Origin of the sequence: Pigmentiphaga sp. NML080357 (genome assembly GCF_002188465.1) — a bacterium.
Lineage (GTDB): Bacteria > Pseudomonadota > Gammaproteobacteria > Burkholderiales > Burkholderiaceae_B > Pigmentiphaga.
In genome coordinates this window covers 1-22,902 of sequence record NZ_NINW01000032.1, presented here as the reverse complement: position 1 = coordinate 22,902, position 22,902 = coordinate 1, and the positions used below count along the sequence as shown (strand labels likewise).

Annotated in this window: 21 protein-coding genes; 10 read left to right on the top strand and 11 right to left on the bottom strand. The window is 68.1% G+C overall.

The features are described 5' to 3' along the window. Nucleotides 1-18 precede the first annotated feature (18 nt). The 5 genes from pbpC to pcaF all read left to right on the top strand — a co-directional run bounded on the left by pbpC (nt 19) and on the right by pcaF (nt 6,269). Nucleotides 19-2,361, top strand: a complete 2,343-nt coding sequence (pbpC, locus tag CDO44_RS13850; protein WP_087780802.1) for a penicillin-binding protein 1C — start codon at nt 19-21, stop codon at nt 2,359-2,361. A 173-nt stretch (nt 2,362-2,534) separates the two neighbouring features. Continuing rightward, nucleotides 2,535-3,239, top strand: coding sequence for a 3-oxoacid CoA-transferase subunit A (locus CDO44_RS13845; protein ID WP_087780801.1), 705 nt, complete (start codon nt 2,535-2,537; stop codon nt 3,237-3,239). Nucleotides 3,240-3,249: 10 nt separating this feature from the next. Then, the gene (locus CDO44_RS13840; RefSeq protein WP_087780800.1) at nt 3,250-3,888 is read left to right on the top strand and encodes a 3-oxoacid CoA-transferase subunit B; all 639 of its coding nucleotides are present in this window, start codon (nt 3,250-3,252) and stop codon (nt 3,886-3,888) included. Between the two features lie 4 nt (nt 3,889-3,892). Next, on the top strand, nt 3,893-5,017 hold the full coding sequence (locus tag CDO44_RS13835; protein WP_087780799.1) for a maleylacetate reductase: 1,125 nt from the start codon (nt 3,893-3,895) through the stop codon (nt 5,015-5,017). Nucleotides 5,018-5,063: 46 nt separating this feature from the next. After that, on the top strand, nt 5,064-6,269 hold the full coding sequence (gene pcaF / locus CDO44_RS13830; RefSeq protein WP_087780798.1) for a 3-oxoadipyl-CoA thiolase: 1,206 nt from the start codon (nt 5,064-5,066) through the stop codon (nt 6,267-6,269). A gap of 126 nt (nt 6,270-6,395) precedes the next feature. Here pcaF and CDO44_RS13825 read toward each other — a convergent pair whose 3' ends face one another. From CDO44_RS13825 to coxB, 3 genes are all read right to left on the bottom strand, one after another. Then, nucleotides 6,396-6,992 (bottom strand): DUF4893 domain-containing protein, encoded by a 597-nt coding sequence (locus tag CDO44_RS13825; protein ID WP_087780797.1) that lies wholly within the window; start codon nt 6,990-6,992, stop codon nt 6,396-6,398. Nucleotides 6,993-7,056: 64 nt separating this feature from the next. Beyond that, nucleotides 7,057-9,579 carry a cytochrome c oxidase subunit I gene (ctaD, locus tag CDO44_RS13820; protein ID WP_087780796.1) on the bottom strand — a complete coding sequence of 841 codons (2,523 nt, stop codon included), beginning with the start codon at nt 9,577-9,579 and terminating at the stop codon, nt 7,057-7,059. Next, complete coding sequence (coxB, locus tag CDO44_RS13815; protein WP_158213289.1) at nt 9,576-10,304, bottom strand: cytochrome c oxidase subunit II; 729 nt, start codon at nt 10,302-10,304, stop codon at nt 9,576-9,578. The genes ctaD and coxB overlap by 4 nt, the downstream gene beginning before the upstream one ends. Between coxB and CDO44_RS13810 the strand changes: the two genes are divergently transcribed. After that, nucleotides 10,303-10,869: a DUF2231 domain-containing protein gene (locus CDO44_RS13810; protein ID WP_233146179.1), complete on the top strand. Its 567-nt coding sequence runs from the start codon at nt 10,303-10,305 to the stop codon at nt 10,867-10,869. The genes coxB and CDO44_RS13810 overlap by 2 nt on opposite strands. Before the next feature lies 1 nt (nt 10,870). Here the strand turns inward: CDO44_RS13810 and CDO44_RS13805 are convergent, their stop codons facing one another. The 3 genes from CDO44_RS13805 to CDO44_RS13795 all read right to left on the bottom strand — a co-directional run bounded on the left by CDO44_RS13805 (nt 10,871) and on the right by CDO44_RS13795 (nt 13,263). Continuing rightward, nucleotides 10,871-11,302 (bottom strand): CopD family protein, encoded by a 432-nt coding sequence (locus CDO44_RS13805; RefSeq protein WP_158213288.1) that lies wholly within the window; start codon nt 11,300-11,302, stop codon nt 10,871-10,873. A 96-nt stretch (nt 11,303-11,398) separates the two neighbouring features. After that, on the bottom strand, nt 11,399-12,217 hold the full coding sequence (locus CDO44_RS13800; RefSeq protein ID WP_198951362.1) for an intradiol ring-cleavage dioxygenase: 819 nt from the start codon (nt 12,215-12,217) through the stop codon (nt 11,399-11,401). Nucleotides 12,218-12,348: 131 nt separating this feature from the next. Beyond that, the gene (locus tag CDO44_RS13795) at nt 12,349-13,263 is read right to left on the bottom strand and encodes a LysR family transcriptional regulator (protein WP_087780794.1); all 915 of its coding nucleotides are present in this window, start codon (nt 13,261-13,263) and stop codon (nt 12,349-12,351) included. 132 nt (nt 13,264-13,395) lie between these two features. On the opposite strand from CDO44_RS13795, the gene CDO44_RS13790 reads away from it, so the two are divergent. Continuing rightward, on the top strand, nt 13,396-13,983 hold the full coding sequence (locus CDO44_RS13790) for a malonic semialdehyde reductase (protein ID WP_087780793.1): 588 nt from the start codon (nt 13,396-13,398) through the stop codon (nt 13,981-13,983). Nucleotides 13,984-13,992: 9 nt separating this feature from the next. Here the strand turns inward: CDO44_RS13790 and CDO44_RS13785 are convergent, their stop codons facing one another. The 5 genes from CDO44_RS13785 to CDO44_RS13765 form a co-directional block, all read right to left on the bottom strand. Beyond that, nucleotides 13,993-14,970 carry a tripartite tricarboxylate transporter substrate binding protein gene (locus CDO44_RS13785; RefSeq protein WP_087780792.1) on the bottom strand — a complete coding sequence of 326 codons (978 nt, stop codon included), beginning with the start codon at nt 14,968-14,970 and terminating at the stop codon, nt 13,993-13,995. Nucleotides 14,971-15,024: 54 nt separating this feature from the next. Further along, entirely contained in the window at nt 15,025-15,621 is a 597-nt protein-coding gene (locus tag CDO44_RS13780) for a nuclear transport factor 2 family protein (protein ID WP_087780791.1), read from the bottom strand. A 40-nt stretch (nt 15,622-15,661) separates the two neighbouring features. Then, nucleotides 15,662-16,525 (bottom strand): intradiol ring-cleavage dioxygenase, encoded by an 864-nt coding sequence (locus tag CDO44_RS13775; RefSeq protein ID WP_087780790.1) that lies wholly within the window; start codon nt 16,523-16,525, stop codon nt 15,662-15,664. Nucleotides 16,526-16,717: 192 nt separating this feature from the next. Further along, nucleotides 16,718-17,182 (bottom strand): DUF192 domain-containing protein, encoded by a 465-nt coding sequence (locus tag CDO44_RS13770; protein WP_087780789.1) that lies wholly within the window; start codon nt 17,180-17,182, stop codon nt 16,718-16,720. Nucleotides 17,183-17,360: 178 nt separating this feature from the next. Next, nucleotides 17,361-17,594, bottom strand: a complete 234-nt coding sequence (locus tag CDO44_RS13765; RefSeq protein ID WP_087780788.1) for a cold-shock protein — start codon at nt 17,592-17,594, stop codon at nt 17,361-17,363. Nucleotides 17,595-17,910: 316 nt separating this feature from the next. Between CDO44_RS13765 and clpS the strand changes: the two genes are divergently transcribed. The 3 genes from clpS to CDO44_RS13750 all read left to right on the top strand — a co-directional run bounded on the left by clpS (nt 17,911) and on the right by CDO44_RS13750 (nt 22,624). After that, the gene (gene clpS, locus CDO44_RS13760) at nt 17,911-18,153 is read left to right on the top strand and encodes an ATP-dependent Clp protease adapter ClpS (RefSeq protein WP_369824665.1); all 243 of its coding nucleotides are present in this window, start codon (nt 17,911-17,913) and stop codon (nt 18,151-18,153) included. After that, the gene (gene clpA / locus CDO44_RS13755; RefSeq protein WP_087780786.1) at nt 18,150-20,441 is read left to right on the top strand and encodes an ATP-dependent Clp protease ATP-binding subunit ClpA; all 2,292 of its coding nucleotides are present in this window, start codon (nt 18,150-18,152) and stop codon (nt 20,439-20,441) included. The genes clpS and clpA overlap by 4 nt, the downstream gene beginning before the upstream one ends. A gap of 584 nt (nt 20,442-21,025) precedes the next feature. Beyond that, the gene (locus tag CDO44_RS13750; protein WP_087780785.1) at nt 21,026-22,624 is read left to right on the top strand and encodes a DEAD/DEAH box helicase; all 1,599 of its coding nucleotides are present in this window, start codon (nt 21,026-21,028) and stop codon (nt 22,622-22,624) included. The last annotated feature ends 278 nt before the right edge of the window (nt 22,625-22,902 follow it).

The window sequence follows — 22,902 nt, the reverse complement described above, 5'->3', positions numbered from 1 at the left end:
TGGCGCGGGGGCCCGGCCATGAACCGGCGCTGGCTGGCGGCGGCTGTCCTGGCCGCGGTGCCGCTCGCCGCGCTGTGGCTGGCGGACCGGCTGTATCCGCTGCCGGACCAGGCCTTGCGGCCGGCCGACGGCGGGCTGGTGGTGACCGCGACCGACGGCAGCCCGCTGCGCGCCTATCCCAGCGAGGACGGCGTATGGCGCTATCCGGTTTCGCCGGACGAGGTTTCTCCGCTCTACCTCGAGGCGCTGCTGACCTACGAAGATCGCTGGTTTGCCTGGCACCTGGGCGTCAATCCCTATGCCATGGCGCGCGCGGCGTGGCAATGGGCCACGTCGGGCCGCATTGTCTCCGGGGGCTCGACCCTGACCATGCAGGTGGCGCGCATGGTCGATCCGGCGCTGCGGGGCGCGCCGCGCAGCATCGCCACCAAGCTGCGCCAGATGGCGCGCGCCGTCCAGCTGGAGTGGCATCTGTCCAAGCGTGACATCCTCACCCTGTATCTGAATCACGCGCCCATGGGCGGCATCGTGGAAGGGGTGGAGATGGCCAGCCGCGCCTACCTCGGCAAGCCGGCGAAGGCGCTCAGCCACGCCGAGGCCGCGCTGCTGACGGCCTTGCCCCAGGCGCCGTCGCGGCTGCGCCCCGACCGCGCCCCGGCGGCCGCCCAAGCCGCGCGTGACAAGGTGCTCGACCGCATGGTCGCGCGCGGCAAATGGAGCGCGGAGACTGCCGCCGACGCCCGCATCGAGCGTGTCATCGCGCAACCGCCGCGAGGCCATTGGCTGGCACCGCTCGCCGCCGAGCGGCTGCGGCAGAGGCAGGCCTCCGGCACGCAGCGGCGGGTGGTGCGCTCCACGCTGGATGCCGAGTGGCAGGCCATTGTCGAGAACATGCTGCTCGATCGGGTGGACACCTTGCCGCCCAAGGTCTCGATGGCGGTCCTGGTCATGGACAATGACACGCTGGAAGCGCGCGTCTACGCGGGTTCCGCCGATTTTTCCGATCCCCGCCGCGCCGCGCACGTGGACATGGTGCGGGGCGTGCGTTCGCCGGGCTCCACGCTCAAGCCCTTCCTCTACGCCATGGCGCTGGACGAAGGCATGATTCATTCCGAAAGCCTGCTCGTGGACGCGCCGCAGACCTTCGCCGGATACCGGCCCGGCAATTTCCAGGCGGCTTTCTCCGGCGCGGTCAGCGTTTCCGAGGCCTTGCAGCGGTCGCTCAACGTTCCCGCGGTCGACTTGCTCGAGCGCATCGGGCCGGCGCATTTCGCCTCGGCCCTGCGCGCCGGCGGGCTGCGCCTGCGCATTCCGGCCGCCGCCGCGCCCAACCTCAGCCTGATCCTGGGCGGGGCGGGCACCACGCTCGAAGAACTGGTGGGTGCCTATCGCGCGCTGGCGCGCGGCGGCGTGGCGGGACGCGTGCGCCTCACCGCGGACGAACCGCGCATCGAATCGCGCATCATGAGCGAAGGCGCGGCCTTCATCGTGCGCGACATCCTGGAAAGCGGCGGCCGTCCAGGCCGGCCCTTCTACGCAGGCGGGCGCGGGCTGGCGTGGAAGACCGGCACCAGCTTCGGCTTTCGCGATGCGTGGGCGGTGGGAGTGACCGATGCGTGGACGCTGGGCGTCTGGGTCGGCCGCCCCGACGGCACGCCCAACCCCGGGTTCTTCGGCGCCAACGTGGCCGCGCCCCTGCTGCACGATCTAGTGGCGGCGCTGCCCGCCGCGCCGCCCGCGCCGCGCCGGCCACCGCCATCCGTGCACGCGCTCGCCATCTGTTGGCCCTTGGGCCTGCGCGCCGACAGCACACCTGACGGGCTGTGCCTGCAACAACGCCAGGCATGGGTGCTGGAGGACGCCGCGCCGCCCACGCTGCCCGATCGCGGCGCACCCGGAGGGCAAGTGGAAACGATCTGGATCGAGCCGCGCTCGGGCCTGCGCACCGATCCGGACTGCACCGTCCGGGGCGAGCCGGTGCAGGTGGCGCGCTGGCCCCTGGCCTTGCAGCCCTGGGTGGAGGCCGGCATGCTGCGTGGCGCGGGTCGCCCGCGCTGGCATCCGTCATGTGCAGGAACGGCAGGCAAGGGGCGAGCCGGCGTGCGGCTGGAAGGCCTGGATGCCGGCGCGATCCTGCGGCCGGTGCCGGGCCGGGACCGGATCGAGGTGGAGTTGCGGGCATTGGGCGCGGACGGTGCGCTGTGGTGGATGCGGGACGGCCGGCCCGCTCGCCGGGCCGACGATGCGCGTGCGGTATCCATGACCTTTACCGAGAATGGCCCGCACACCGTGACCGTAATGGACGAGGCGGGCCGCTACGATACCGTGCGCTTCACGGTGCGCGGGCTGCCGGCGCGCTAGCGGGCAGCTATTCTTGTCCTTGCGATTCCCACTTATGATGGACCTGGACTTGCCCTGGGGCGGGAATGGATGTTTAATATTCGAACAATAGTTCGCGTATAGAACTTTTCCGTTTTGCAATCAGGTACGCCACCTGCATCCTTCCGGATGGCAGGCATCGTGCGGAGACATACATGATCAACAAAATCGTGGCTTCGGTTGCCGAAGCGCTGGCCGGCGTCAAGGACGGCTCCACCATACTGATAGGCGGCTTCGGCACGGCCGGCTTGCCCAACGCCCTCATCGACGGGCTGATCGAACAGGGCGCGAAGGACCTCGTCGTGGTCAACAACAACGCCGGCAATGGCTATACCGGCCTGGCCGCGCTGCTGCAGACCGGGCGGGTGCGCAAGGTCATCTGCTCGTTCCCGCGCCAGACCGATTCCTACGTGTTCGACGAACTGTATCGCGCCAAGAAGATCGAGCTCGAGCTCGTTCCGCAGGGCAACCTGGCCGAGCGCATCCGCGCCGCCGGCGCCGGGGTCGGCGCCTTCTATACGCCCACCGGCTACGGCACGCTGCTGGCCGAAGGCAAGGAGACGCGCCACATCAACGGCCGCGACTACGTGCTCGAATACCCTATCCATGGCGACGTGGCGCTGATCTCGGCCTACAAGGGCGACCGCTGGGGCAACCTGGTCTATCGCAAGACCGCGCGCAACTTCGGACCCATCATGGCGACCGCTGCCAAGATGACCATCGCGCAAGTGCATGAAACCGTGGAGCTGGGCGAGCTCGATCCGGAAGCGGTCGTCACCCCCGGCATTTTCGTCAAGCGCGTGGTGGCCGTCGGTGCCCAGGGCAACGTGCAAGCCAACGCCGCCCAACACGCAGCCTGAGGAACGAGCAATGAACAAGATGAACCGAGATCAAATGGCCCAGCGCGTGGCGCGCGACATTCCCGAGGGCGCGTACGTGAACCTGGGCATCGGACTGCCCACGCTGGTGGCCAACCACCTTCCCGCCGACCGCGAAGTGCTGCTGCACACCGAGAACGGCCTCCTGGGCATGGGCCCCGCGCCGGCGAAGGGCGAGGAAGACTGGGACCTGATCAACGCCGGCAAACAGCCCGTCACGGCGCTGCCGGGCGCGGCCTATTTCCATCATGCCGATTCGTTCGCGATGATGCGCGGCGGCCACCTCGACATCTGCGTGCTGGGCGCGTTCCAGGTGTCGGTCAAGGGCGACCTCGCCAACTGGCACACCGGCGCGCCCGACGCCATACCGGCCGTGGGCGGCGCGATGGACCTCGCGATCGGCGCCAAGCAGGTATTCGTGATGATGGAGCTGCTCACCAAGACCGGATCCAGCAAGCTGGTGGAGACCTGCTCGTATCCGCTGACCGGTGTGGGCTGCGTGAGCCGGGTCTATACCGACATGGCCGTGTTCGACATCAAGAAGGACGGCGTGTATGTCGCCGACGTGGTCGACGGCCTGCCGTTCGACGAACTTCAGCGCCTGTGCGGCGTGCCGCTGCGCAGAGGTTGATCCGATGACGCCCCCGCGCTCGGCAGGTTCGGCGCCCCCTGAGGGACTCGAGACGGCCCGCGAGGCCTGGGACGCCTTCGTCTACAACGCCAACGCCGCGCGCGTGGTGTTCGGCGCAGGCAGCTTGCAGCACCTGGAGCGTGAGATCGAGCTGCTGGGCGCGCGCCGGGCGCTGGTATTGTCCACGCCGGGCCAGCGCGGGCAGGCCGAGCGCGTCGCGCAGCGCCTGGGGTCGAAGGCCGCGGGGATCTTCGACGGCGCCGTCATGCACGTGCCCATCGAAGTGGCGCGCCAGGCGCGCGAACAGGCGCGCAGGATGGATGCGGACTGCGCCATCGCCATCGGCGGCGGCTCGACCGTCGGGCTCGGCAAGGCCATCGCGCTCGAATCGGGGCTGCCCATTCTTGCGATCCCGACCACCTATGCCGGCTCCGAGATGACGCCCATCTACGGCATCACCGAGGGCGGCTTGAAGAAGACCGGCAAGGATCCCAAGGTGTTGCCGCGCACCGTCATCTACGATCCCGAGCTGTCGTCGGGATTGCCCGTGGGCTTGTCGGTGACCAGCGGCATGAACGCGATGGCGCACGCGGCCGAAGGCCTGTATGCGCAAGACCGCAATCCCGTCATGTCGCTGATGGCCGAGGAAGGCCTCGCCGCCATTGCGCGCGCGTTGCCCGGCATCGTCCGCGCGCCGCAGGACATCGAAGCGCGCTCGCAGGCGCTCTATGGCGCGTGGCTGTGCGGCACCGTGCTCGGCAACGTCGGCATGGCCTTGCATCACAAGCTCTGCCACACCCTGGGCGGAAGCTTCAACCTGCCGCATGCGGAATGCCACACCATCGTGCTGCCGCATGCGATGGCCTACAACGCCCCCGCCGTGCCGCAGGCCATGGCGCGTATCGCGCGCGCCATCGGCGCACAGGATGCGGCCGGCGGCCTCTACGATCTTGCCCGCGACAACGGCGCCCCCGTTGCCTTGCGGGATCTCGGCATGCCGGAGGCCGATCTCGATCGCGCCGCCGACATCGCGGCCTCCAATCCCTATTGGAATCCGCGCCCCATCGAGCGCACGGCCATCCGTGCCTTGCTGCAGAACGCCTGGGCGGGCGTACGCCCCGGTGATTAACGTCAGTCGCAACCCCTAGAACAGTTTTCCCCATCCGAGACAGACCATGACTACACATGCCTTCATCTGCGACGCGATCCGTACTCCCATCGGCCGCTACGGCGGCGCACTGGCTTCGGTGCGCACCGACGATCTCGCCGCCATCCCGCTCAAGGCCCTGATGGCCCGCAATCCCCGCCTGGACTGGGCGGCGGTCACGGACGTGATCTTCGGTTGCGCCAACCAGGCCGGCGAGGACAACCGCAACGTCGCCCACATGGCGACGCTGCTGGCCGGCCTGCCGGTGGAACTGCCCGGCTCGACCATCAACCGCCTGTGCGGCTCGGGCCTGGATGCGGTGGGCACCGCCGCGCGCGCGATCAAGTCGGGCGAGGCCGGGCTGATGCTGGCCGGCGGCGTGGAAAGCATGAGCCGCGCGCCCTTCGTCATGGGCAAGGCCGAGACGGCTTATTCGCGCAACGCGCAGATCTACGACACCACGATCGGCTGGCGTTTCGTCAACAAGCTGATGAAGCAGCAATACGGCGTCGACTCCATGCCCGAGACCGCCGAAAACGTCGCCACCGATTTCAAGATCGATCGCGAGTCCCAGGACCGCATGGCGCTGGCCAGCCAGGCCAAGGCCGCCGCTGCGCAGAAGTCGGGCTTCTTCGATGCCGAGATCACGCCGGTCACCATCCCGCAGAAGAAGGGCGACCCCGTGGTGGTCTCGAAGGACGAGCATCCGCGCGAGACCAGCATGGAAGCGCTGGGGCGCCTGAAGGGCGTGGTCCGTCCCGACGGCACGGTGACGGCCGGCAACGCTTCGGGCGTGAACGACGGCGCATGCGCGCTCTTGCTGGCCAGCGAGGCCGAGGCGGGCCGCCACGGCCTGACGCCGCGCGCGCGCGTGGTCGGCATGGCGACCGCGGGCGTGCCGCCGCGCATCATGGGCATGGGGCCGGCCCCGGCGACTCGCAAGGTGCTGGCCCTGACGGGCCTGACCCTGGACCAGATGGACGTGATCGAGCTGAACGAAGCCTTTGCCGCCCAAGGCCTGGCCGTGCTGCGCGATCTGGGCCTGGCCGACGACGATGCCCGCGTGAATCCCAACGGCGGCGCCATTGCGCTGGGCCATCCGCTGGGCGCGAGCGGCGCTCGCCTGGCCACCACGGCGATCAACCAATTGCATCGCACCGGCGGCCGCTATGCGCTGTGCACGATGTGCATCGGCGTGGGCCAAGGTATCGCGGTCATCCTCGAGCGCGTGTGATCCCCCGGGGCGACGCCGGCAGTCGCCCGGGCGCCTTGCCTGACGTACCGACCGACGCCCCGCGGCCAGCGCCCGGGGCGTCGCCGCATGGGAACGGCGGCCTGCGTGGCGTGCCGGCCGGCACGTTCACCGGACCAGTTCGAGGATGTCGAAGCGCGATTCGCGCGCCGGCGAGGGGATTTCCAGGCGCAAGTGGTTCGGTCCCGTCTGGTACAGGTAGCCGACGTCGTTGCGGGACGCGTCGTCGCCGTACCGGCGGGGGGCTTCGCCGGCCAGCGCGGTGGCGCCCGCATAGCCCAGGCGAGCTTCGGGCACGTCGTAGAACGTGCCGGCCGTGCGTTGCGATCCCGTCAGCTTGCGCAGGCGCAGCCCGCCGACGTCTTCGGTGATGCGGCAGCGAAACCATCCATACACCGTCAACGGGCGCAGCCCGCCGAGCTTGAATGTCCTGCAGCGCCATTCGCCCGCGATGCGCTCGGGCCGGGCGGCATTGCCGGCCAGCGCCTGGTCCAATTGCGCGATATCGGCCGCGCTGCCCTTGGCCCGGGCTTCGGCGACGGCCGCTTCGCGCACGGTGTCGTATTGCTGCAGCCGGCGCTGGTCGGCCTCGGCCAGGCCGGTCGGGAACGTGCCCGTGGCATGGGCGGCCGTGCCGGCGCACAGCGCCGCCGCGGTCGCCGCCAGACGGGCGATGGACAGGCAGGAGCGGATGGGAGGCGTCATCGGCGTGGTCTCGTCGTCAAGGGAGCGCCCAGCATAGCAAGCACGGGCAGTCCCGCAGCCTTCCTCAGGCCAGTGTGTGCGCCGTGCCATAGAGCAGGCCAAGGGCCAGCAGGCCCGTCCCCAGGACGTATGCCCACCAGAGAGCCGGGACGCGTACATCCAGGCAGCGGGCGGGGGAGACATAGCCGGCGAGGCAGCGCAGCGCGGCGTGGCTCGAGATGACGACGCCCGCCGCCGCATGGACGGCGACATAGCAGATCATCGCCGCCGAGATCGCGGCGTAGGCATGGCTCGTGGGAGAAGGAAGGGCGTACAGGGCGATCCGGCACAGTGCCCAGATGGCCGCCAGCCCCGCCAGCGCCGCGCCGGCCTGCCAGGCGCAGCAGGCCTTCGGGCTTTGCAGCGCCCGTCGCGTCCGGGCCATCGCGGCCGAGGCGGTGGCGGCGACCAGCGCCGCCACGGACGACAGCGGGGCTGGCGCATCGCTGGTTACGCACGCCGGGGGCGGCCACAGCGGCGAGACCACCCATAAGTATCCATAGCCGAACAGCAGCGAGCCGAACAGCGCTCCATCGGCGACCAGCATCAACTGGGTTCCGGTCCAGCCCGGCGCGTGGCGGGCCGCGGCATGCGGCAACAGCCGCAGGCCGTTGCCCGCATCCATAGGGAGCGGCTCCGTCCGCATGCCAGTGCGCCACGCCCAGCAGGCCAGCAGCGCCGCCGAGAGCGCGGCGGCGAGCGGTACGGCCGCATAGGCCTTGAAGAGCAGGGCAAGGAAGAACACGAGCAGCGCGCAGGCCGACGCAAGCGGGAGCCAGCTCGAACCCGGCAGGATGACCACGTGGGCCGGCCTGCCCGTGCGTACCTCCACGGCCAGGGTTTCGCGTTGGCCCCGGCCGGGGTCGGCGAGATAACCCTGGCCGCTCGCCAGGCGGGCGCCGAGGTCCCGCTGGTGCCAGAGCGGATCCGCGGCGCCGGAGGGCGGCATGGCGGCGAGGTCGGGAATCGCCGCGAAGTTGTAGCTCGTCGGCGGGGTGGGCATGGCCCACTCGAGGCCGCCCGATTCCCAAGGGTTGTGGCGGGAACGGCGGCCTGTCCGCACATGCAGGAAGACATCGAGCACGAACAGCCCGAACCCCGCGGCCTGCAGGAAGCCGCCGACGGACGAGGCGAGATTGAGCCACTCCCAGCCGCTGTCCGCCGGATAGGCATGGACCCGGCGCGGCATGCCCAGCATGCCCGTGAGGTGCATGGGCAGGAAGGTGAGGTTGAAGCCGGCGAAAATCAGCCAGAACGCCCAGCGGCCCAGCAGCGCCGAAGGCATGCGCCCGCTCACGTGGGGCATCCAGTAATAGGCGGCCGCGAGCAGCGGGAAGACCATGCCGCCTATGAGCACGTAATGCAGGTGCGCGACGACGAAGTGGGTATCGTGCGCCTGCCAGTTGAAAGGCAGGAGCGCCAGCATGACGCCGGTCATCCCTCCCAGCACGAAGATGGCGAGAAAGCCCGCCAGGTACAGCATGGGCAGGCGCAGTACCGGCCGTCCGGCGTAGAGGGTGGCGAGCCAGGAGAAGAACTGCACCGCGGTGGGCACGGCCACCAGCATGCTGGCCACAGAGAAGAACATGGCCGCGTGGCCCGAAATGCCGGCCGTGGACATGTGGTGCCCCCACAGGGCGAAGCTGACGATGCCCATGCCGACCACGCTGGCTACGATCCAGGGATAGCCCACCACCGGGCGGCGCGCGAAGGCGGGAAGCATGGCCGAGACGAGGCCGGCCGCGGGCAGGAAGATAATGTAGACCTCGGGATGGCCGAACATCCAGAAAAGGTGTTGCCACAACAGCGGATCGCCGCCGCGCGCCACGTCGAAGAAAGGCCAGCCGAATGCGCGTTCCACTTCCAGCAGGATGCTGCCCAGGATCAGCGGCGGGAAACCGACCAGTATCATTGCCGAGGTCACCAGCATGTACCACGCGAACAGCGGCATGCGCGACAGGCGCATGCCGGCGGCCCGCAGCCTCAGTATCGAGACCGCCAGCTCCACGCCGCCGCAGAGGGCGGAGATCTCGGAGAAGGTGACGCCGATCAGCCAGACGTCGGCATTGATGCCCGGGCTGTAGGTGCTGCCCGACAGCGGGGTGTACATGAACCAGCCGCTGCGCGGCGCCACGCCGGCGGCCAGTCCGCCGAGCAGGATGAGGCCGCCGAACAGGTAGCACCAGTAGGCGAAGGCGCCGAGCCGGGGGTAGGCCAGGTCGCGGGTGCCCAGCATCTTGGGCAGGAGGTAGATGGCGAAGCCTTCGAGCATCGGGATGGCAAAGAGGAACATCATCACCGTGCCGTGCATGGTGAAGATCTGGTTGTAGGTCTCGCTGTCGAGAAACCCGCTGCCCCCCGCGGCCAGTTGCGCGCGCATCATCATCGCCAGCACGCCGCCCACCAGGAAGAAGGCGAGGGCGGTCAGGATGAACCGCAGGCCGATGGTCGTGTGGTTGACCGCGGCCAGCCGTCCCCAGCCGGGCGGGCTGCGCCAGATTTCCTCGAATGCCCGGTGACGGGCGATGGCCGACGGCGCTCCGGTCATCGTCCACTCCTCTGGCCCGGTTGCGCTTGCGCGCCGTCTTCGGGCAAGGCCGCCAGCACGTCCGGCAGCCGCGCGGCGTCGTGGGCATGGACGTCGAGCATCATCTGCGCATGGCCCGCGCCGCAGAATTCGGCGCACAGCCCGCGATAAATCCCCGGCCTGTCGGCTTGCAGCCGGATGACGTTGATGCGGCCCGGTACCGCATCGACCTTGCCGCCAAGGCGCGGCACCCAGAAGCTATGAATGACGTCCGGCGTCGACACCCGGAATTCCACCGGCATCGCGGCCGGGATGTGGACGACGTTCACCGAGCGCGCCTGCGGCCGGTCGGTTTCCGGATAGCGCGCCTCCCAGTACCACTGACGCGCCTGCACCTGCACCACGAAGGGAGGCGGCGCCAGGCGGGCGGCCATGACCCAGCCTGCATAGGCACCGCCGCCCAGGAGCGCCAGCAGAACCACCGAGGGAAAGAGGATCCCGCCGCCCAGGAGCCATTTGCGCGCATCGAGCGCGGCGGGGCGGGACGGATGCACGGCGCAGTACAGCGCGAGCGCGATCATTCCCAGCGTGATGGCCACGCTGGCCCCGGCCATGATCCACCACAGCCGCGCGATGATCCGCGCCACCGGGCCGGCCGGGTCCAGCGTCGAGAAAGGCGACGCGGCGCCGGCCGATGCGGCCGGCAGGCTCGCCAGAAGTCCCGCGCGGTACGAAACTTGCGCCATGCCGGCTCGTGCGGCGCCCGCGCGCGCCGCGGTGCGCGCTCCGGCGCGCCTGGCTGCCGCGCATGCCGCGGCAAGGATGGACACCATGGAAAAATTCGGCCTGCCGCTGCCCCTGGATACGCCTACCCGCGTAGCCGTCGCCCGCCATCCCGTCCATCCGATGCTGGTTACCTTTCCCATCGCCTTCTTCCTGGGCGCGCTCGCCTGCGACGGCGCCTTCGTGCTGCTGGACGACGCTTTCTGGTCGCGCGCGGCGCTGTGGCTGGTCGGGGCCGGCCTGGCAATGGGGATGCTGGCGGCGATCGCCGGCACCATCGAGCTGCTCGCGGTCGGGGGCATCCGGCGGCGCGCGGCCAGCTGGAACCACTTCGTGGTCGCCGTGCTGTTGCTGGCTGTGCAGGCCGTCAATTGGCTGCAGCGGCTGCAGGGGGCGGAAGAGGCGGTGGTTCCTTTCGGCATGTTCCTCTCTTTGCTGGGCGCCTTGTTGGTGGCAGTGGCGGGATGGCTGGGAGGCAAGCTGGTGTTCGAACATCAAGTGGGCGTCGGCGGCGACGCGGAAGATTGATTCACTCCGCCGGGAACCAGAGCGCGGGCTTGGCCAGCGCCAGCCACAACACTGCCGTCATCAGACATGCGGGTACGGCGAGCTGCAGGGCCAGACGCGAAGGCGAGGCGATCGCGAGGCGGGCGCCGAGCCGGGCAACCTGGCTGCCGCAATACAGATGGAAGAACACCATCAGCGTTACAAGCAATAATTTCCACATCAGCCATTCGCCCTGCGCCATGCGCACGAATACCAGCGCGGTGCCCGATACCACGGCCAGGATGGCGGCGGGCGAGGCTACCACGGCGAAGGTGAAGCGGGTCATGACCCGCACGCGGTGATATTGGCTGCGCGTGGCGGCATGGGCGTGCATCAGGAACAGGCCCGGCAGATAGAGCAGCGAGCCGCACCAGACCAGCAAGGAAACGAAGTGCAGTGCCTTGAGCCATAGCATGCGGACTCCCCGGGTCGCACGACCGCCGCGCAGGTAGTTGTCCGCCATGGTCCAGCAAGGAATATGCCCGGGCGGCGAGCCCGGCGCGTACACCTCCTAGTAGTCGAGCAGGCCGATGACCGCGTGTCCCGCGTAGCCCTTTTCGGGATCGCCCTGCAGGCGTAGCGTCTGCGCCGCCCGCTCGGCCGGAGAACTGTCGGCAAAGATGCCGTCCCGTTCCAGCGATGTCCGGGCATACGCCTTCAGGCTGGCTTCGTAGCCGCGCACCTCGCCGTAGACGGCGCCGCAGGCGTCACTGGGCAGGGCCAGTTGCGAAGTCAGCAGCTTGTGGCCGAGCCGCTCCAGGTCTTGATAGACCTCGATGTGCAGATGCGGATAGCGCCCTGGATAGCAGCCGGGGAAGATCGTCTGGAAGGTGACTTCGCCATTGGCGTCCGCCACCTGAACGCCGCGCAGAAAATTCTCCTCGCGCAGGCCGGGGGTATAGAGCGAATAGCCGCCGTCCTGGGTGCAGTGCCACAAGTAGACCGCGCGGCCCGGCAGCGCGATGCAGTCGTTGCGGGCATCGGCCAGCTTGAGCGTGAGGCGCAAGGGCGCGCCGCCAGCCACGCCGGTCGGCCCGCCGACGCTGGCGCGCAGGTCGTTGCGCACGATGCCCGGCAGCGACAGGACATTGGGCGCATCGGCCGGTCCCGCGCCGTTCGCCGGATAGGGGCCGGCCGTTTCCTCGGGAAGCGCAACGCAGGCGTCCGCGCCCTGGACCGCGCGGGCCAGGCCCGGTAGTCCCAGCGCGGCCGCCCCGGCTCCCAGCAGACGGGCGAGCGCCTGGCGCCGTGCCGGCACGCGGGCCATGCGCGAGAACTCGCGCCGCAGCGCCGAGGGGTTGCGCGGCGACGCCGGTTGCCAATCTTCCATGGTGCTTTCCGTGGCGGATCGCCCGTGTCGCGGGCGCGAAGGTGGTGGAGGCCGCGGGGCGGCTGCCCGCCGTTATGGTACTTCGCGGCGCCGCCGCGTGGCGGTGCCGTTTCGCAAGCAGTCGCAACCGCCTATTGCGCCCACTTGCGCTCGAAGTCCATTTTGCGGAAGTGTTCCACCATGAAGTCGATGAACGTGCGCGTCTTGGCGGGCAGGTATTGCCGGTGCGGATAGACCAGATTGATGGTGAGCCGGGGCAGGTCCCAGTCGTCCAGGACCGGCACCAGCCGGCCGGCGACGATGTCGTCGTAGATGATGTACTTGGGCTGGACCAGGATCCCCAGCCCCTCGCGCGCGGCCGCGCACAGCACCTGGCCGTCGTTGGCTTCGAGCACGCCCTTTACCGGCAGCACCTGGACCTCGCCCCCGCGCGAAAAGCGCAATTCGTCGTAGCGGTTGGAATAGGTGTAGAGAAGCAGCTTGTGCCGCGCCAGGTCGTCGATGCCGCGGGGCGTCCCGTGGCGGTGCAGGTAGCCGGGCGAGGCCGCCAGGATGCGCCGCGTCTCGGCCAGGCGGCGGATGGTGAGGTTGGAATCCGATTCGTACTCGCGCGTACGCACCGCCAGGTCGATGCCGTTGTCGATGAGATCGTAGTACCGGTTGGCGGTGGTGACGTGGACGTTGACGTTGGGATAGCGGCGGTTGTATTCGGGCAGGAGCGGCGCGATGTGGCGCATGGCGAACGAGAGCGACGAGGTGATGTGCAGGTCGCCCACCGGGTTGAGCACCGTGGCGTTGACCGCCGACTCGGCTTCCTGCATTTCGCCCAGGATGTTCTTGCAGCGCCGGTAGAACTCCTGGCCGACCTCGGTCAGGTACAGGCGGCGGGTATTGCGCTCGACCAGCCGCGCCGACAAGCGCTGTTCCAGCGTGGCGAGATGCCGGCTCGCCGCCGCGGTCGACAGTCCGGCGGCTTCGGCCGCACGGGTCAGGCTTCCCAGTTCGGCGATGTGGACGAACAATTCCAGCTCGCGCCAGCGGTCCATATACCCCTCTCGATTATTACCAGAACTGCAAAAGTGATTTCCGCTGCGGGACGATTTGCGGCCCTTCGCGGCGCAAGGCGCATCTTATAATTGCCAGCCTCACGACTACCGCCACCCGCGCTGGAGCTCTTCATGGCCATCCTTTCGCAAGAAGCCCTCGACCAACTGTTCATGACCGCCCGCACCCAGAACGGCTGGCTGGACAAGCCCGTTTCGGACGAGCAGCTCAGGCAAGTCTACGACATTGCGAAAATGGGCCCGACCTCCATGAACTGCCAGCCCATGCGCGTGGTGTTCCTGCGTACGCCCGAGGCCAAGGCCAGGCTGGTGCCGGCCCTGAGCCCGGGCAACGTCGACAAGGTGAAGGCGGCGCCGGTGACGGCCATCATCGCGACCGACACGCGCTTCTACGAATACATGCCGCAGATCTGGTTCCGCGAAGGCGCCAAGGAAATGTTCGAGGGCAATCCCGCGCTGGCCGCCGCGACCGCCACGCGCAACGGCACGCTCCAGGGCGCCTATTTCATCATTGCGGCCCGTGCGATCGGCCTGGACTGCGGCCCCATGAGCGGGTTCGACATCGCCAAGGTCAATGCCGAATTCTTCCCCGACGGCCGGCTGACGGCCAATTTCATCTGCTCGCTGGGCTACGGCGATACGTCCAAGCTGTTCGATCGCCAGACGCGCCTGTCGTTCGAGCAGGTCGCCACGCTGCTCTGACAGGTCCCGCTATTGCTGGGCAATGCCCGCTTTCTGCATGACGCCGCGCCAGCGCTCGATTTCGGCGCCGACGTGGCGGCCGAACGCCTCCGGCGTGGAGGCCTCGGGCAGGCATGCCGCGGCCAGGGCCTGCTTGCGCAAGGCATCATCGGCGAGCGCCTGGCGCACCGCCTGGTTCATCCTCTCGACGATGGTCGCGGGCGTGCCGGCCGGGAAGGCCAATCCGTACCAGGTCGTGACGTCGTAGCCGGCCACGCCCGACTCCAGCGCCGTGGGCGTCTGCGGCAGGCCCGCGTACCGTTGGGGCGAGGTGACCGCCAGCGGCTTGAGTTCGCCGGCCCGTATGTGGCCCAGCAGGGGCGAGGCCACGTCCACCAGCAAGTCCACCTCGCCGCTCAGGACCGCCGCCACCGCGTTGGGCGTGCCCTTGTAGGGCACGTGCACGATGTCGATGCCGCTGACTTGCCGCAGCAGTTCGCCGGCGAAGTGCTGGGTGCTGCCGATGCCGACGCTGGCGTAGTTGAGCTTGCCCGGCTGCGCCTTGGCGCGCGCGATCAGGCCTGCGATGCCGTCCGCAGGAAACTGCTTGCCTGCCGCCACCACCAGGGGCTGGGCGCATAGCGAGGATACCGGCGCGAAGTCCTTGACCGAATCGAAGGGCAGCTTCTGGTAGACGACGGCCGAGACGGCATGGCCGTTGTTCATCACGAAGATCGTGTGCCCGTCCGGCGCCGCACGGGCCACCGCATTCGCTGCCAGCGTGCCGCCGGCGCCCGGCTTGTTCTCGACGACGATGGGCTGGCCCAGGATGGCTGCCAGCGGCTGGGCCACCATGCGCGCGATGATGTCGGTGCCGCCGCCGGGCGCGAAGCCCACCATCATGCGTATCGGCCGGCTGGGCCATTCCTGGGCGGAAGCGGGAAGGGCGGCGGACAGGGCGAGCGCGCACAGCAGTGCGCCCCGCCGTTTCGGGGCGGTATGGAACATGGTTGTCTCCTCGGTGGTGCTTCTTATGTGTTATGCATCGTCCGCCGCTGCGCTTCAGGGGCGGGCGGACCCCGCCAGCCACGCTTTGCCGCGCGCGTAGAGCGCCTGCACCTCGCTGCCGTGCAGGCCCGGCATGGTGGTCTTGACGTCCATGCCGATCTTGACCTGCAGGTAGGCCAGGTGCCGGTAGCCCTCCGGAAAGCGGCCCAGCACCGCTGGGTCCAGCTCCAGGCGGGCGGCCGGGTCCACGGGGTCCAGGCGATCCTTCTCGTAGATCGGCTGGCGCTCCACCATGCCCCAGCGGCCGCCGCGCTTTTCCAGGAAATCGTAGAAACGGCCGGTGCACACCACGTCGCACAGCACGCCGTCCACCGTCGCCCGCTGGGAAATGGTCATCTTGGTCTGAGCCACGGCGCGGTCTCCCTCGCGGTCGATGGTGCTGCCGCCCAGGAAATGAAGGATGTTGACGCCGCGCTCCATGCCCGCGCGGCTCTGCCGGATGAATTCGGCGGCCGAGGCCTGGCACCAGGTGGCGTTCATGCGGCCGTCCTCGTGCCAGACGGTGGCAAAGCGCTCCCAGTCTCCGGCGTCGCGCCACAGCGCCCAGTTTTCCACCAGTTCGCGGATGGCCAGTTTTTCTTGGTCGTACATGGAATTCCTCCCGTCGGTGATGCTGGCATGCGGAACGGGCCTAGGCGGCCGGGTTCAGCACGAAATCGAAATCCAGGGTGTAGAAGGGCTGGTCGCTCCTGCCCCCGTCGGGCGTGGGGCCGGGCTCATGCCGGACCCATTGCGCGATCAGCGACGAGCGCACGCCGAAGACGGCGTCCGAATCCAGGTACCGGTCGCCGTCGCGGAAGACATGGGTCACCAGGGTCTCGTACCCCTCGGCGCTTATCATGAAATGGAGGTGGGCCGGACGCCAGGGATGGCGGCCGAGGGCGGACAGCATGCGCCCGACCGGCCCGTCGTGGGGAATCGGATAGGCCTCGGCCAGGATGGAGCGGAAGTGGAAGCTGCCGTCGGGCGCGGAGCGGATCCGTCCCCGTCCGCGATGCTCGGGCTCCCCGGCGTACTGCACGTCATAGTAGCCCTCGGCATCGGCTTGCCAGACTTCCATGACGGCGCCGCCGATCGGGGTGCCGTCCACGCCCCGGACCGTGCCGCGCACGAAACAGGGATCGCCTTTCGCGCCGTTGGCGATGTCGTCGCCCAGCGCGTAGTCGGGCGCGCCCTCGACGAAAAAGGGGCCGAAAACCGTCGCTTCGGTGCAGGCGGGCGGCTTGCGGTGGTTCATCGCCGTCACGAGAGTGGACAACCCCAGCGTATCGGATAGAAGGATGAATTCCTGGCGCTTGTCGTCGGTGATGTGGCCGGTGGCCGTGAGGAATTCGATGCCCGCCGCCCATTCGGCTTCGGTCAGCTTCACCTCCCGGGCGAATTCGTGCAGGTGCTGCACGAGGCTGGTCATGATTTCCTTCAGGCGGGCGTCCGGAGCCTGGGCGTGCCGGGCGAGCACGGCCTGGGTGATCGTGTCTTCGTTCAAGTTGCGCAAGGCGTGGTCTCCTCGGTGGGGCTCGCGCCGCCGGCTGCCGGGAGCGGGCAGCGCGGCGCGGCGCAGCCGCTTTCCGGTGCGTAATGTAGACGCGGCAGTGGGGGAATAAAACGGAAAAATCGGAAAAGAGTTTTACGCACCGCGAAAGACTGGGGATCGCCGCGCCGCGCGAGCGGCCCTCAGCGGCGTGCGTCAGCGCGCCCCCGGTATGCCGTCGATCCGCGAGCCGGCCTTCAGGCCGCGCTTGGCGAACCAGCCGCGTTCCATTTCCAGCGCGTAGCGCACCGGCCGGACGGCGCAGTGGCTGTCTTCGGTTTTTGGCGCCATGTCTTCGATATTCGCGATCGTGCCGTCATCGGCGATGAAGGCGACCGACAGGGGGACCAGCGTGTTGCGCATCCACATGCATTGGGTGCCGGGGACCTCGAAGATGAAGAGCATTCCCTGGTTGGCCCCCAACTGCTCCCGGAACATCAGGCCCTTTTCCCGGGTCTGGGGCGTGCTGGCGACCTCGGCGTGGATGAGGTGCATGCCGGCGCGCAGCGTTTGCATGGGCAGGGAGGCCTGGGCCGAAACCGCGCCGGCCAGGCACCAGGCGGCGATGCCGGCGCCCGCGCAAGTGGCGAGACGCGGCAGTCTGGAGAAGAAGCGAGTCATGACGTCGGAGGCTAGGTCGGAAAGAGGATATAACCAGCCACCGCGGGGTGATGTTTCCGCGGCAACCACGCCGAGCGTAGCATGACCCGGCCCACGGCAAGGTTAAACGCGCCATGGGCGGGGCGCGAAGCGGACCGGGCCGCCTCGCGCAAGCGGGAAGACCGCTTCGGTGGAAGGGTCAGACCGCTTCGCTGATGTTGAGCGCCTGCTTGCCCTTGGGGCCCTGGGCGGCCTCGAAGGTGACCTTCTGGCCTTCTTTCAGGGTCTTGAAGCCGTTCATCTGGATGGAGGAGAAATGGGCGAACAGGTCGTCGCCGCCGTCGTCGGGCGTGATGAATCCGAAGCCCTTGGCGTCGTTGAACCATTTGACGGTGCCGGTACCCCTCTTGCCTTGGCTGATATCGCTGGACATGACGTAATGCCTTCTTGTAGTCGGTTACAACATATGCGAGGCGCGCTCCCCCGGGTGCCGTTGGCAGACGATTGCGCGCGTCGCAGGCGCTAGTATTACGATTCCGGGGCTTGATAAATCAAGCCCCGGGCTTCAAATAATGGGAAAGATGCACCGCTGCGTCAAGCTCGGGATGGCCCGGGCATATAGGAGTATGCTGATGGCTTGCGGGGCACTTTCAAGTGGATAGAATAGGCGCATGGGCACCGGGTTCGATTCTCAACCGGATCAGACAACGCTGCTTGAGCGGGAACCGTCGAAGACCAAACCACCTCCAATGTACACGGTGGTGTTGTTGAACGACGATTACACGCCGATGGAGTTCGTTGTGCTGGTATTGGAGAAGTTTTTCAGCAAGGGGCGAGAGCAGGCCACCCAAATCATGCTCAAGGTGCATCACGAGGGCCGGGGGGTGTGCGGGGTCTATCCGCGCGACATCGCCAGGACCAAAATCGACCAGGTAAGCCGTTTCGCTCGGCAGAACCAGCATCCGCTTCAGTGCATCATGGAGGAAGCGTGATTTCTCAAGAATTGGAAGTTAGCCTTCACATGGCTTTCGTCGAGGCCCGCCAGGCCCGGCACGAATTCATCACGGTAGAGCATTTGCTGCTCTCGCTGCTCGACAATCCGTCGGCGGCCGAGGTGCTGCGCGCCTGCGCCGCCAATCTGGACGACCTGCGCCGCAACCTGCGCAATTTCGTCAACGACAACACGCCCGTCATTCCCGGCACGGAAGAGGCCGATACCCAGCCGACGCTGGGTTTTCAGCGCGTCATCCAGCGCGCGATCATGCACGTGCAGTCGACCGGCAACGGCAAGAAGGAGGTGGCCGGCTCCAACGTGCTGGTCGCCATCTTCGGCGAAAAAGACTCCCACGCCGTCTACTACCTGCACCAGCAGGGAATCACGCGGCTGGACGTGGTCAATTTCATGTCCCACGGCATCACCAAGCAACCCCAGCTCGAATCCTCCAGCACTCCCAAGGAGCCGGAGGCCGAGGCCGAAGGGGAGGCCAAGCAGTCGCCGCTGGACCAGTACACCCAGAACCTGAACCTGGCCGCCAAGGCGGGCAAGATCGATCCCCTCATCGGTCGCGACAGCGAGGTCGAGCGGGTCATCCAGGTGCTGTGCCGCCGCCGCAAGAACAATCCGCTGCTCGTGGGCGAGGCCGGCGTGGGCAAGACCGCCATCGCCGAGGGCCTTGCCTGGCGCATCACCGAGGGCGCGGTGCCCGACGTGCTCGCCGACGCCTGCGTCTATTCGCTCGACATGGGAGCGCTGCTGGCCGGCACCAAGTACCGGGGCGATTTCGAGCAGCGCCTGAAGGCCGTCCTCAAGCAATTGAAGGAAAGCCCCAAGGCGGTGCTGTTCATCGACGAGATCCACACGCTCATCGGCGCCGGCGCGGCGTCGGGCGGGACGCTGGACGCCTCCAACCTGCTCAAGCCGGCCCTGTCCTCGGGCCAGCTGAAGTGCATAGGCGCGACCACGTATACCGAGTACCGCGGCATCTTCGAGAAGGACCACGCGTTGTCGCGGCGCTTCCAGAAGATCGACGTCAACGAGCCCAGCGTCGAGCAGACCGTGCAGATCCTGCGCGGGCTCAAGCAGCGCTTCGAAGACCACCACAGCGTCAAGTACTCGTCCGCGGCGCTGTCGGCGGCGGCCGAACTGTCGGCCAAGTTCATCAACGACCGGCACCTGCCCGACAAGGCCATCGACGTCATCGACGAGGCCGGCGCGGCGCAGCGCATCCTGCCCAAGTCGCGGCAGAAGAAGGTCATCGGCAAGGCCGAGATCGAGGACATCGTCTCCAAGATCGCCCGGATCCCGCCGCAGGCCGTCTCCAGCGACGACCGCAGCAAGCTGGCCACGCTCGAGCGCGACCTGAAGGCCGTGGTGTTCGGCCAGGACGCCGCCATCGACGCGCTGTCCGCGTCCATCAAGATGGCGCGCTCGGGCCTGGGCAAGCCCGACAAGCCCATCGGCGCCTTCCTGTTCTCGGGCCCCACCGGCGTCGGCAAGACCGAGGTCGCCAAGCAGTTGGCGTTCATTCTCGGGATCGAGCTGCTGCGCTTCGACATGTCCGAGTACATGGAGCGCCACGCCGTGTCCCGCCTGATCGGCGCGCCTCCCGGGTACGTCGGCTTCGACCAGGGCGGCCTGCTTACCGAGGCCATCACCAAGAAGCCGCATTGCGTGCTGCTGCTGGACGAGATCGAGAAGGCCCACCCCGAGGTCTTCAACATCCTTCTGCAGGTCATGGACCACGGAACGCTGACCGACAACAACGGCCGGAAGGCGGATTTCCGCAACGTCATCATCATCATGACGACCAACGCCGGCGCCGAGACCCTGCAGAAGAACGTGATCGGCTTTGCCGGCGCGCGCGAGCAGGGCGACGAAATGGCGGAAATCAAGCGGATGTTCACGCCCGAGTTCCGCAACCGCCTGGATTCCATCATTTCGTTCAAGTCGCTGAACGAGGAGATCATCCTGCGCGTGGTCGACAAGTTCCTGATGCAGCTCGAAGAGCAACTGCACGAGAAGCGCGTCGAGGTCATCTTCACCGATGCCTTGCGGGCCTACCTCGGCAAGAAGGGCTTCGATCCGCTGATGGGCGCGCGTCCGATGCAGCGCCTGATCCAGGACACCATCCGCCGGGCGCTGGCCGACGAACTGCTGTTCGGCAAGCTGGTCAACGGCGGCCGGGTGACGGTCGACGTCGTGGGCGACGAAATCAAGCTCAGCTTCGACGACTCGCCTCCGAAGGCGGCGCCGCAGCCGGAGGTTGAACTGGCGGATTGACGGGTCCCTCCCGTACGCGCTGACGCGCGCCTCCGGGGGGCGGCACTGGTGGACCGGCGGAGCCGGATCCACTGTGCCTGGCTGGGCTCGTTGTCTGGTGTCGGTTTCGGCGGTTTGGCGCATTCCCAGATGCGTAAGTTCACTGCGGTTTAGCCGGCTTGAGTGTTTCATTGTTGCCACAGCGGGGCGGGATTTGTTCGCCCCACAGGTGATTAGGGCTTTCGGTGCGTATTGGGGCTATCCCTGCCTCTATTTCTCAGGTATCATTGCTGTACTGCACAAATCACGTCACCGTCCTCTCGGACACCGGCGTGGCCTCCATGCAGACGATCGGTAGCCAGTGGTTGACCGAAAACTGCATCGTCTCTGACCTCGTTTTTCCCTTCGCTTGCGCGCACGGTGATATCGGTCGGCGCCGATGATCCGTCCGGAGCGGCACATCCGTCTCCGCAGCGTAGCGCCAGCTTTCCAGGCTTGCTTGATGAAACCGACCCAGAATGGGTCATGGTCCCGTGTGCCCCTGCGCACCCGGCGCGTTCGACTGGAACGCTTGCGTTGCGCATTACGCAACGTAAGGAATAGGTATGTCTTTTTCTGATCTCGGTCTTGCCCCCGCCCTCGTGAGCGCGCTGACCGATGCCGGGTTCTCCGAACCCACGCCGGTGCAGGCCCGCGCGATTCCCCTGGCCCTGGAGGGCCACGACCTCATGGTGTCGTCGCAGACCGGCAGCGGCAAGACGGCGGCATTCATGCTGCCCGCGCTGCACAAGCAGGTCCAGGCTTCGCCGCTGCGCACGCCCGGCGTGCGGGTGCTGGTGCTCACGCCCACCCGCGAACTGGCCCAGCAGGTGACCGATGCCACCCGCACGTACGGCAAGGCGCTGAACTGGCTGCGCACCGCCACGGTGGTGGGCGGCATGCCCTATGGCGCGCAGTTGAAGGCCTTGTCGCGCCGGGTCGATGTGCTGGTCGCCACGCCTGGCCGCCTGCTGGATCATGTCCAGTCGCGCAAGGTCGATTTGTCCGAGGTCGAGGTACTGGTGCTGGACGAAGCGGACCGCATGCTGGACATGGGATTCATCGACGACATCGAGGCCATCGTCGCACGCACGCCGCAGAGCCGGCAGACGCTGCTGTTCTCGGCTACCCTCGACGGTTCCGTGGCGCGCATGGCGGCCAAGATGATGCGCGATCCGCAGCGCATCGAAATCGCCTCGCAGAAGGAAAAGCACGTCAACATCACCCAGTCGCTGCTGTATGCGGACGACATGGGCCACAAGATGCGCCTCCTGGACCATCTGCTGCGCGACGTCAACATCCAGCAAGCCATTGTCTTCACCTCGACCAAGCGTGCCGCCGATGACCTGGCGGATACGCTTGCCGACCAGGGCTTTGCCGCCGCGGCGCTGCATGGCGACATGAACCAGCGCCAGCGCACCCGTACGCTGGGGCAGATGCAGCGCGGCCAGGTGCAGATCCTGGTTGCCACCGACGTCGCCGCACGCGGCATCGACGTGCAGGGCATCAGCCACGTGGTCAATTTCGACCTGCCGATGCAGGCCGAGGACTATGTCCACCGCATCGGCCGAACCGGCCGCGCGGGCCGGGACGGGCTGGCCTTCACGCTGGCGGTGCATGGCGAGCGCCACAAGATCCGCAACATCGAGCGCTATACCGACCAGAGCATCCCGGTGCAGGTCGTGCCTGGGCTCGAACCGCAGCGCGCCCCGCGTCCCGGCGCGGACCGGCCGCGGCGCGGCGGGCCGGGGAGCAAGCCGGGTTGGCGCCCGGGCGGCCGCGGCGGCTACCAGAGCCGCGACAGCGGCAACCGCCCCGAAGGCCGCGGCCGTTTCGAGCGCGATCCTGACAGCCGACCCGTCTTTGGCGATCGTCCGCGCGGCGAGCGCCAGTATGGCGACCGCACCCAGGGCGAGCGGTCCTACCAGGACCGCGCTCCGCGCGAGCGCGCCTACGGCGCCGGCGACAGGAGCGACCGCGCGCGTACGGACCGTCCCTACGCCGAACGGCCCTGGGGCGATCGCCCTCGTGCCGCCCAAGGCGACGCCGAGCGCCGCGAACGGCCGACCCAGGCCTGGAACGAACGACCCAGGACGGGCCGCGCCGAAGGCGAACGCCGCGATGCGCCCGTACGCCGCTTCGACTCGCGCCGCCGCGCGGCCTGAGGCCGCCTCGACCGCTCCGACCATGGGCCGCGCCGCACTCCTGGCCGGCTCCTGTCGACGGGGCTGCCACCGCGTCCCGTGTTGCGCCGATGGCATGCTTGCCACCGGTAGCCAGTTGTGCGACAACGTGTCCATGACGCCGCTATCGGTTTGACCTGCTCGGATTTTTCACACCACTGGGATTTGGAATCTAGCTTCGGTTGGTAATCTTGATGCAGCGACCTGGGCGGCCTGCTGCGGTGTCAAATAGCCTAGACTGGAGTGCGGCCTGACGGTGT

Coding starts and splice junctions, on each gene's coding strand:
- CDO44_RS13795 (WP_087780794.1), bottom strand. CDS start 13,263: ATGGACCGCTGGCGCGAGCTGGAATTGTTCGTCCACATCGCCGAACTG.
- CDO44_RS13825 (WP_087780797.1), bottom strand. CDS start 6,992: ATGACGCCTCCCATCCGCTCCTGCCTGTCCATCGCCCGTCTGGCGGCG.
- ctaD (WP_087780796.1), bottom strand. CDS start 9,579: ATGACCGGAGCGCCGTCGGCCATCGCCCGTCACCGGGCATTCGAGGAA.
- CDO44_RS13810 (WP_233146179.1), top strand. CDS start 10,303: ATGCCGGCTCGTGCGGCGCCCGCGCGCGCCGCGGTGCGCGCTCCGGCG.
- CDO44_RS13790 (WP_087780793.1), top strand. CDS start 13,396: ATGGCCATCCTTTCGCAAGAAGCCCTCGACCAACTGTTCATGACCGCC.
- CDO44_RS13800 (WP_198951362.1), bottom strand. CDS start 12,217: ATGGAAGATTGGCAACCGGCGTCGCCGCGCAACCCCTCGGCGCTGCGG.
- CDO44_RS13805 (WP_158213288.1), bottom strand. CDS start 11,302: ATGCTATGGCTCAAGGCACTGCACTTCGTTTCCTTGCTGGTCTGGTGC.
- CDO44_RS13845 (WP_087780801.1), top strand. CDS start 2,535: ATGATCAACAAAATCGTGGCTTCGGTTGCCGAAGCGCTGGCCGGCGTC.
- coxB (WP_158213289.1), bottom strand. CDS start 10,304: ATGGCGCAAGTTTCGTACCGCGCGGGACTTCTGGCGAGCCTGCCGGCC.
- CDO44_RS13780 (WP_087780791.1), bottom strand. CDS start 15,621: ATGTACGACCAAGAAAAACTGGCCATCCGCGAACTGGTGGAAAACTGG.
- CDO44_RS13785 (WP_087780792.1), bottom strand. CDS start 14,970: ATGTTCCATACCGCCCCGAAACGGCGGGGCGCACTGCTGTGCGCGCTC.
- pcaF (WP_087780798.1), top strand. CDS start 5,064: ATGACTACACATGCCTTCATCTGCGACGCGATCCGTACTCCCATCGGC.
- CDO44_RS13835 (WP_087780799.1), top strand. CDS start 3,893: ATGACGCCCCCGCGCTCGGCAGGTTCGGCGCCCCCTGAGGGACTCGAG.
- CDO44_RS13765 (WP_087780788.1), bottom strand. CDS start 17,594: ATGTCCAGCGATATCAGCCAAGGCAAGAGGGGTACCGGCACCGTCAAA.
- CDO44_RS13770 (WP_087780789.1), bottom strand. CDS start 17,182: ATGACTCGCTTCTTCTCCAGACTGCCGCGTCTCGCCACTTGCGCGGGC.
- clpS (WP_369824665.1), top strand. CDS start 17,911: ATGTACACGGTGGTGTTGTTGAACGACGATTACACGCCGATGGAGTTC.
- CDO44_RS13750 (WP_087780785.1), top strand. CDS start 21,026: ATGTCTTTTTCTGATCTCGGTCTTGCCCCCGCCCTCGTGAGCGCGCTG.
- pbpC (WP_087780802.1), top strand. CDS start 19: ATGAACCGGCGCTGGCTGGCGGCGGCTGTCCTGGCCGCGGTGCCGCTC.
- CDO44_RS13840 (WP_087780800.1), top strand. CDS start 3,250: ATGAACAAGATGAACCGAGATCAAATGGCCCAGCGCGTGGCGCGCGAC.